Source organism: Microbacterium sp. UBA1097 (genome assembly GCF_002313585.1).
GTDB lineage: Bacteria > Actinomycetota > Actinomycetes > Actinomycetales > Microbacteriaceae > Microbacterium.
In genome coordinates, this window is the sequence record NZ_DCBW01000026.1 from 1 (window position 1) to 7,910 (window position 7,910).

Here is a 7,910-nt window from a genome sequence, read left to right on the forward strand (position 1 = left end):
GAGGGCTACTACATACCGTCTAGACGCTGCGGAACGCCGCGACGGCGTTGTGTCCGCCGAATCCGAACGAGTTGCTGATAGCGACATGATCGCCGTCGCCGAGTTCGACGGCTTCGCCCACCCGCAGCGGAATCTCGGGGTCCTGTTCTGTGATGTTGATCGTCGGGGGAGCGAGGCGGTTGTGCAGCGCCAAGACGGTGAAGACTGCCTCCAGAGCACCCGTTCCACCGAGCAGGTGTCCGGTGGAAGCCTTGGTCGCAGAGACGGGGATCTCGTGCACGCGGTCGCCGAAGACCGACAGCAACGCCTTGTACTCGGCGATATCACCCGTAGGTGTTGAGGTGGCGTGTGCGTTGATGTGCGTGACATCGTCGACTGAGGCGTCAGCCTGTTCGAGAGCCTGCCGCACCGCCCGTGAGGCGCCGAGGCCTTCAGGCTCGGGAGCCGTGATGTGGTACGAGTCGGCAGTGACGGACCCGCCGGCTACGACGGCGTATATTCGGGCGCCGCGGGCCCGAGCGTGCTCTTCGGTCTCGAGCACGAGGGCGGCAGCCCCCTCGCCCATGACGAAGCCGTCCCGGTCGATGCTGTAGGGGCGTGAGGCGTGCGCTGGGTCGTCGTTGCGCCGCGAAAGGGCCTGCATCGACGCGAAGGCCGCGAGGGTGATCGGGTGGATCACCGACTCGGTGCCGCCCGCGATAACGACATCGGCGAGGCCGAGGCGGATGTGCTCGACGGCGTTGACGATGGACTCGGTGCTGGATGCACAGGCCGAGGCCACGGTCCGCGCGTAGGCGCGCGCTTCCAGGTGCATCGAAATGGCCGCTGCAGGCGCGTTGGGCATGAGCATGGGAACCGACATCGGCATGACGCGCCGCGGACCCTTTTCACGAAGCGTGTCCCAGCCATCGAGGAGAGTCCACAGGCCGCCGATCCCCGTAGCGAAGTCGACACCGAGGCGTTCGGGTTCGACCTCCGGGGTTCCGGCATCCGCCCACGCTTCGCGGGCAGCCACCAGGGCGTACTGCGAAGACGGGTCAAGACGCTTGGCCTCGGGCCGGGCCAGGACGGTTTCCGCCGGGACGCGCGCGGATGCCGCGAACGTTACGGGAAGCTCGTACTTCGCGACCCAGTCGTGTTCGAGCGAGCGCGCGCCGGATTCGCCGGCCAGCAGTGCCGACCAGGAATCGGGCGCCGTTCCTCCGATGGGGGTGGTGGCGCCGATGCCGGTGACGACGATACGTGAACTGCTCATGTAGTCCTCAGGGATGGTCCGGTGGGGGCTGCGCCCCCACCGGAGATCGGGTCACGCCTGGTTCGACGTGATGTAGGTGACGGCGTCGCCGACGGTCTTGAGGTTCTTGACCTCGTCGTCGGGAATGGTCACGCCGAACTTCTCCTCGGCGTTGACGACGATGGTCATCATCGAGATCGAGTCGATGTCGAGGTCGTCGGTGAACGACTTCTCCATGGCGACCTCGTCGGCCGAGATGCCGGTCTCGTCGGTGATGAGTTCGGCGAGTCCTGCGAGGACGTCGTCGTTTGTGAGTGCCATGGGTGTCTCCCTCTGGGTTGATATGGATGGGTTGTGGTCGGTGTGGGCCTCAGGTGAGGCCGTCCTGCCAGTCTAGAGTTCGAGGCTCCGCCGTCACGGGAGCACGACGACCTGCGCGCCGTAGACCAGCCCCGCTCCGAAGCCGATCTGCAGGGCGAGGCCGCCGCTCAGTTCGGGGTGCTCCGCCAGAAGCCGGTGCGTGGCGAGCGGGATGGAGGCGGCGGAGGTGTTTCCGGTCGTCTCGATGTCGCGTCCGATCACCACGGACTCGGGAAGGCGGAGCTGCTTCGCGAACTCGTCGATGATTCGCATGTTTGCCTGGTGCGGAACGAAGGCTGCGAGGTCGGATGCCTCGACGCCGGCAGCCGCGAGGGCTTCACGGGCAACCTTGACCATCTCCCATACCGCCCAGCGGAAGACCGTCGGGCCCTCCTGGCGGAGCGTGGGCCAGGGCGCAGTTCCATCCCGGAACTCTGTCAGTGTGTGGTTCATCCCGACAGCGTCGGCCTTTGAGCCATCCGAGCCCCACACCGTCGGGCCGATACCTGGTGTTTCGGAGGGGCCGACAACGGCAGCACCTGCACCGTCGCCGAGGAGGAAAGAGATCGAGCGGTCGGTCGGGTCGACGATGTCACTGAGCTTCTCGGCGCCGATTACCACGGCGTAGTGCGCGCCGCCCCCGCGGATCAGCGCGTCTGCCTGGCCCACGCCGTACGCGAACCCCGCACACGCGGCGTTCAGGTCGTAGGCTGCGGCATCCTTCGCTCCGATGCGCTCCGCAACGATCGCCGACACCGAGGGGGTCTGCCGGGGGTTGGAGATCGTTGCCACGATCACGGCGTCGATCTTGTCCGGAGCGACGCCCGACTTCGAGACGGCTTCGGTGGCAGCATCCGCGGCAAGGTCGATCGCGGTGGTCGTCTCGACCGCGCGCACTCGGGTCACGATTCCCGTCCGTTGGCGGATCCACTCGTCGCTTGAGTCGATCGGACCGACGAGCTCACCGTTCGGAACGACGCGCTCGCCCCGGGCAGCGCCATAGGCGTAGATCCGGGTGTGCGCAGCGCCCTGGGGCTGACGAAGGGACACGGTCATTCGGCTTCTCCTTGAGCGGATGCGGTGGCCACAAGCTCGGCTGCAGACGTGAGGTCTTCGGGAGTCTTGACCGCGACTGAGGGTACTCCGCGCAGAGCACGCTTCGCGAGGCCGACAAGCGTGCCGCCGGGAGCGAACTCGATCAGTCCCTTCACGCTCGCGGCTGCGAACGACTGCATACACGCGTCCCACCGAACCGGGGATGCAACCTGATCGACGACGAGCGAGAGTGCCTCCGCGCCGCTGTTCACGAGCGAACCGTCTCGATTCGTCCACAACTGCAGGCCCGGGTCTGACGGGGTGACGGCTGCTACGGCTGACCGCAGTGTCTCGACCGCTGGCGCCATGTAGTGCGTATGGAAGGCACCCGCAACCGAGAGCGGAATCACACGGGTCCCCGTCGGGGGCTCGGCGCTTAGCGCGGCGAGCGCCTCAGCCGCACCTGCGGCCACGATCTGGCCACCGCCGTTGAAGTTCGCCGGGGTGAGATCGAGCGACGCGAGACGCTCCTCAACCACTGCCTGGTCGCCGCCGATCACGGCGCTCATTCCGGTGTCAGCGAGCGATGCTGCATCCGCCATCGCCCGGCCGCGGATCCCGACGAGCCGCAGGGCAGTCTCCGCATCAATGACCCCCGCAGCTGCCAGCGCGGCGAACTCGCCCACCGAGTGCCCGGCGACCCCGTCGACCGGCGCAGAGGCGCTCTGCGTAAAGAGCTCCCACGACAGAACGGAGGCGGCGACGATGAGCGGCTGCGCGATTCGCGTGTCACGAATAGTCTCAGCGTCCGCCTCGGTTCCCGCCTCGATGAGGTCGACCTCTGCCCACTGCGAGAACTGATCGAGACGTGCGCGGACCCCATCGCGTTCGAGCCAGGGCCGGAGGAATCCTGGTGTTTGGGAGCCTTGACCAGGGAAGAGGGCGATGATCACCATCCCATCCTGCCAGCGTGTCGAGCGGTCATTCTGGAGATTCTGATCGAGAAAACGCGCATTCGTTTGTCGCGCGTCTACACGCTCAGGCTGACACGCGGCGGTGCAGCGCGGCAGGTCGGCGACGCACCGACTCTGTGCCGATCGATCCCAGGATGAGTGCAGTCTGGAGGATGAGCGCCTCGCGGGGACCCGTGGCATCCCAGCCGATGACCTCCGAGACCCGCTTGAGGCGATACCGAACCGTGTTGGGGTGTACGAACAGTTCACGCGCGGTGGCCTCGAGCGACCGGCCGTTGTCGAGGTAGCTCCACAGGGTCGTGACCAGATCCGTCGAATGCGCATGAAGCGGACGGTAGATGCGCTCGATCAAGGTCTGCTTGGCCAACGGATCGCCGGCGAGGGCGCGCTCGGGCAGCAGATCGTCGGCTTCGACCGGCCGTGGCGCATGCCGCCACGCTCGGGCAACGGCAAAACCGGCCAGGGCCGCCCGCGCGCTCATGCTTGCATCGACCAATGCCGGCACCGCGGGGCCGAGCACGAGGTAGCCCGGCCCAAAGCCGGGCTCGAGGCGACGAGCGATCTCGGGGAAGGGCAAGTCCTGCTCCGCGTCTTCCGCCCGTGGTGACGGCTCCGACCGCCCGATCACCAGAACCAGTCGCGACCCCTGCACGCCGATCAGAACATCCACGCCGAGCTTGCGCGCGGTTCGGCGCAGCTGGTCGACGTCGAACTGCGGCGGCGTCGTGCCCACCAGAACAGCGACTTCGCCGTGACCATGCCATCCGAGTGCGGCAATCCGACTCGGGAGCTCCTCGTCGGTCTCGCCCGTGAGGATCGAATCCACGACGAGGGCCTCAAGACGTGCATCCCACAGTCCCCGCGCTTCGGCGGCTCGCGCATACACGTCGGCCGCGGCGAACGCGACCTCCCGGGAGTAGAGGAGGATCGCCTCACGCAGACTTTCGCTCTTGCTCGCGATCCGCTCCTCCGTGACCGTCACTGAGACGCGGATGAGCTGAAGCGTCTGCTGCAGGCTCACGCTGCGCAACAGCTCGCGGGGCGCGGCGGCGAAGATGTCGGCGGCGATCCAGGGCGTCGACTGCGGATCGTCGTACCACTGGATGAAGGATGTGATTCCCGCCTGAGCGACCAGGCCTACCGCGGACCGACGCGCAGGCGGCATCTCCGAGTACCAGGGCAGACTCTGCTCGAGTCGCTGAATCGTCGCGGTCGCGAGATCCCCCGAGATGCGGCGTAGCCACGCCAGAGTCTCGGCCTTGTCGGTGGGATGCGCTGTCATGGCCGGGTCGTCAGCTCTCCCCGCCCGCGTTTCCGCTTGTGCCCGCCTTGACGTTGTGCAGGTCATACTTGCGGATCGCCTGGCCGGCAAGGGCCCGATCGACGACGCCCTCCTCGGCCAACGCCTGCAGCGTGCGCACCACGATCGAGGGGCCGTCGATCTTGAAGTAGCGTCGCGCAGCCGGACGCGTGTCCGAGAAGCCGAAGCCGTCGGCGCCGAGCGTCGCGAAACGCCCCGGAACCCACGGACGGATCTGATCCTGAACGGCGTGCATGAAGTCACTGACGGCGACCACGGGGCCCTCGGCGTCCTGCAGCTTCTCGCTGATGTACGCGCGGCGGGGCTCGTTTTCGGGGTGCAAGAAGTTGTGCTCGTCGGCGGCGAGGCCGTCGCGGCGCAGTTCGGTCCACGACGTCACCGACCACACGTCGGCCTGAACGCCCCAATCGTCGCGCAGCAACTGCTGGGCTTCGAGCGCCCACGGCACACCGACCCCCGATGCCAGAAGCTGGGCACGCGGGCCCTCACCCTCGGCGGTGGAGATGCGATGGATGCCGCGCACGATGCCCTCGACATCCACACCCTCGGGCTCCGCAGGCTGAACAAGCGGCTCGTTGTAGACCGTGAGGTAGTACATGACGTCGGGGTCGGGGTGGTGTCCGCCGTACATCCGCTCCAGGCCCGACTGCACGATGTGCGCGATCTCGTACCCGTATGCCGGGTCGTACGAGACCGTGGCCGGGTTCGTCGACGCCAGAAGGTGCGAGTGGCCATCGGCGTGCTGGAGACCTTCACCTGTCAGGGTTGTCCGTCCCGCGGTCGCGCCGATCACGAAGCCGCGCGTCATCTGGTCGCCGGCGGCCCACTGCGCGTCGCCCGTCCGCTGGAACCCGAACATCGAGTAGAAGACGTACACCGGAATGAGCGGCTCGCCGTGCGTTGCGTAGGACGTGCCCGTGGCGGTGAACGCGGCCAGCGCGCCGGCCTCGTTGATGCCGACGTGCATGATCTGACCCTGCGGGCTCTCCTTGTAGGCGAGAAGCAGATCGCGGTCGACCGAGGTGTAGTTCTGGCCGTGCGGGTTATAGATCTTCTGCGTCGGGAAGAACGCGTCGATCCCGAAGGTGCGTGCCTCGTCGGGAATGATCGGCACGATGCGGTTGCCGAATCCCTTCGCGCGCAGCAGGTCCTTGAGCAGGCGCACGAACGCCATCGTGGTGGCGACTTCTTGCGTACCCGACCCCTTCTTTGGCATGGCATACACGTCGTCGCCCGGCAGCGTGATCGCGGTGTGCGAGGTTCGGCGCTGGGGGAGGAACCCGCCGAGGGACCGACGGCGCTCCATCATGTACTGGATGGTCTCGTCCTGCGGTCCGGGGTTGTAGTACGGCGGCAGGTACGGGTTCTCCTCGAGCTGGGCATCCGAGATGGGGATACGCATCGAGTCGCGGAAGTGCTTGAGATCCTCGAGCGTCATCTTCTTCATCTGGTGGGTCGCGTTACGACCCTCGAAGTGGTGACCGAGGCCGTAGCCCTTGATCGTCTTGGCGATGATGACGGTGGGCTGGCCCTTGTGCTCGACTGCCGCCTTGTAGGCCGCGTAGACCTTGCGGTAGTCAAGGCCACCGCGGCGCAGCTTGCCCCAGATCTCGTCGTCGGTCCAATCCTTAACGAGCGCCGCCGTGCGCTCATCGCGGCCGAAGAAGTGCTCACGGATGAATGCGCCGTCTTCAGCACGGTAGGTCTGGAAGTCGCCGTCCGGCGTGGTGTTCATCAGGTGCACGAGCGCGCCGTCGGTGTCCTTGGCGAGCAGTTCGTCCCAGCCGGTTCCCCAGACGACCTTGATGACGTTCCAGCCCGCGCCCCGGAAGAAGCTCTCGAGCTCCTGGATGATCTTCCCGTTGCCACGCACGGGACCGTCGAGACGTTGCAGGTTCGCGTTGATCACGAACGTGAGGTTGTCGAGGCCTTCGTTAGCGGCTACCTGAAGCTGACCGCGGCTTTCGACCTCGTCCATTTCCCCGTCGCCGAGGAACGCCCAGACGTGGCTGTCGCCGACATCCTTGATGCCACGGTTCGTCAGGTACTTGTTGGTCATCGCCTGGTAGATCGCGTTGATCGGCCCGAGACCCATCGACACGGTCGGGAACTGCCAGTAGTCCGGCATGAGACGCGGGTGCGGGTACGACGGCAGACCGTTGGGTGCCGCCGACTTCTCCTGCCGGAAGCCGTCGAGCTGTGCTTCGGTCAGGCGTCCCTCCAGGAAGGAGCGAGCGTAGGTTCCGGGGGAGGCATGCCCCTGGATGAAGATCTGATCGCCGCCGGACGGGTGATCCGGGCCGCGGAAGAAGTGGTTGAAGCCGACCTCGTAGAGGGACGCGGACGAGGCGTAGGTCGAGATGTGACCGCCGACGCTGATGCCCGGACGCTGCGCGCGGTGGACCGTGATGGCAGCATTCCAGCGAATCCAGCGACGGTAGCGGCGCTCCAGCTCCTCGTCACCGGGGAACTCAGGCTCCGCATCCGGCGAGATCGTGTTGATGTAGTCGGTGGTTGGCACCTGCGGCACGTTGAGCTGGAGCTCGTGCGATGTCTGCAACAGGCTCAGCATGATTTCCCTGCCTCGCCCCTGGCCCTTGGCCGAGACGAGCTGGTGGAGGGACTCCTGCCATTCCGCGGTCTCGTCCGGGTCGCTGTCGAGCGGTCCCTGCGAGTACGGATCCTGATCGTTGACGGTCACGTGAAACCTTTCTTCGACGGGCAGGGTGTGCCACGAACGGGCGGCCGTGCGCTGCAGGGTGAGCATCGCAGGGTCTGGTCGTGCGCGTGTCTGTACGGCAGACCACGACCCAGCCTAGCGAGTCCCGCATCCGGTGGGAGCGGGCGAGGCGGCCGGGCTCGGTCAGCCGAAACCATGGATGCCGCTTTGGCCCCGTAGACTCGCCTCGAGGGCCTTTAGCTCAGCTGGTAGAGCGCCACGTTTACACCGTGGATGTCGGGAGTTCGATCCTCTCACCGCCCACCA

6 protein-coding genes and 1 tRNA gene are annotated in these 7,910 nt (G+C 66.6%); 1 reads left to right on the forward strand and 6 read right to left on the reverse strand.

The features are described 5' to 3' along the window. Window positions 1-19 precede the first annotated feature (19 nt). From B4F19_RS06830 to aceE, 6 genes are all read right to left on the reverse strand, one after another. Window positions 20-1,255 carry a beta-ketoacyl-[acyl-carrier-protein] synthase family protein gene (locus B4F19_RS06830; protein WP_292733593.1) on the reverse strand — a complete coding sequence of 412 codons (1,236 nt, stop codon included), beginning with the start codon at window positions 1,253-1,255 and terminating at the stop codon, window positions 20-22. Window positions 1,256-1,306: 51 nt separating this feature from the next. Next, complete coding sequence (locus B4F19_RS06835) at window positions 1,307-1,555, reverse strand: acyl carrier protein (protein WP_195691493.1); 249 nt, start codon at window positions 1,553-1,555, stop codon at window positions 1,307-1,309. Window positions 1,556-1,648: 93 nt separating this feature from the next. Next, window positions 1,649-2,650, reverse strand: coding sequence for a beta-ketoacyl-ACP synthase III (locus B4F19_RS06840; RefSeq protein ID WP_292733596.1), 1,002 nt, complete (start codon window positions 2,648-2,650; stop codon window positions 1,649-1,651). Further along, window positions 2,647-3,582: an ACP S-malonyltransferase gene (locus B4F19_RS06845; protein WP_228178885.1), complete on the reverse strand. Its 936-nt coding sequence runs from the start codon at window positions 3,580-3,582 to the stop codon at window positions 2,647-2,649. The genes B4F19_RS06840 and B4F19_RS06845 overlap by 4 nt, the downstream gene beginning before the upstream one ends. 85 nt (window positions 3,583-3,667) lie before the next feature. Then, window positions 3,668-4,885 (reverse strand): PucR family transcriptional regulator, encoded by a 1,218-nt coding sequence (locus B4F19_RS06850; RefSeq protein WP_228178884.1) that lies wholly within the window; start codon window positions 4,883-4,885, stop codon window positions 3,668-3,670. Window positions 4,886-4,895: 10 nt separating this feature from the next. Further along, the gene (gene aceE, locus B4F19_RS06855; protein ID WP_292733600.1) at window positions 4,896-7,625 is read right to left on the reverse strand and encodes a pyruvate dehydrogenase (acetyl-transferring), homodimeric type; all 2,730 of its coding nucleotides are present in this window, start codon (window positions 7,623-7,625) and stop codon (window positions 4,896-4,898) included. A gap of 209 nt (window positions 7,626-7,834) precedes the next feature. On the opposite strand from aceE, the gene B4F19_RS06860 reads away from it, so the two are divergent. Beyond that, window positions 7,835-7,910, forward strand: a tRNA-Val gene (locus tag B4F19_RS06860).

Coding starts and splice junctions, on each gene's coding strand:
- B4F19_RS06850 (WP_228178884.1), bottom strand. CDS start 4,885: ATGACAGCGCATCCCACCGACAAGGCCGAGACTCTGGCGTGGCTACGC.
- B4F19_RS06830 (WP_292733593.1), bottom strand. CDS start 1,255: ATGAGCAGTTCACGTATCGTCGTCACCGGCATCGGCGCCACCACCCCC.
- B4F19_RS06835 (WP_195691493.1), bottom strand. CDS start 1,555: ATGGCACTCACAAACGACGACGTCCTCGCAGGACTCGCCGAACTCATC.
- B4F19_RS06840 (WP_292733596.1), bottom strand. CDS start 2,650: ATGACCGTGTCCCTTCGTCAGCCCCAGGGCGCTGCGCACACCCGGATC.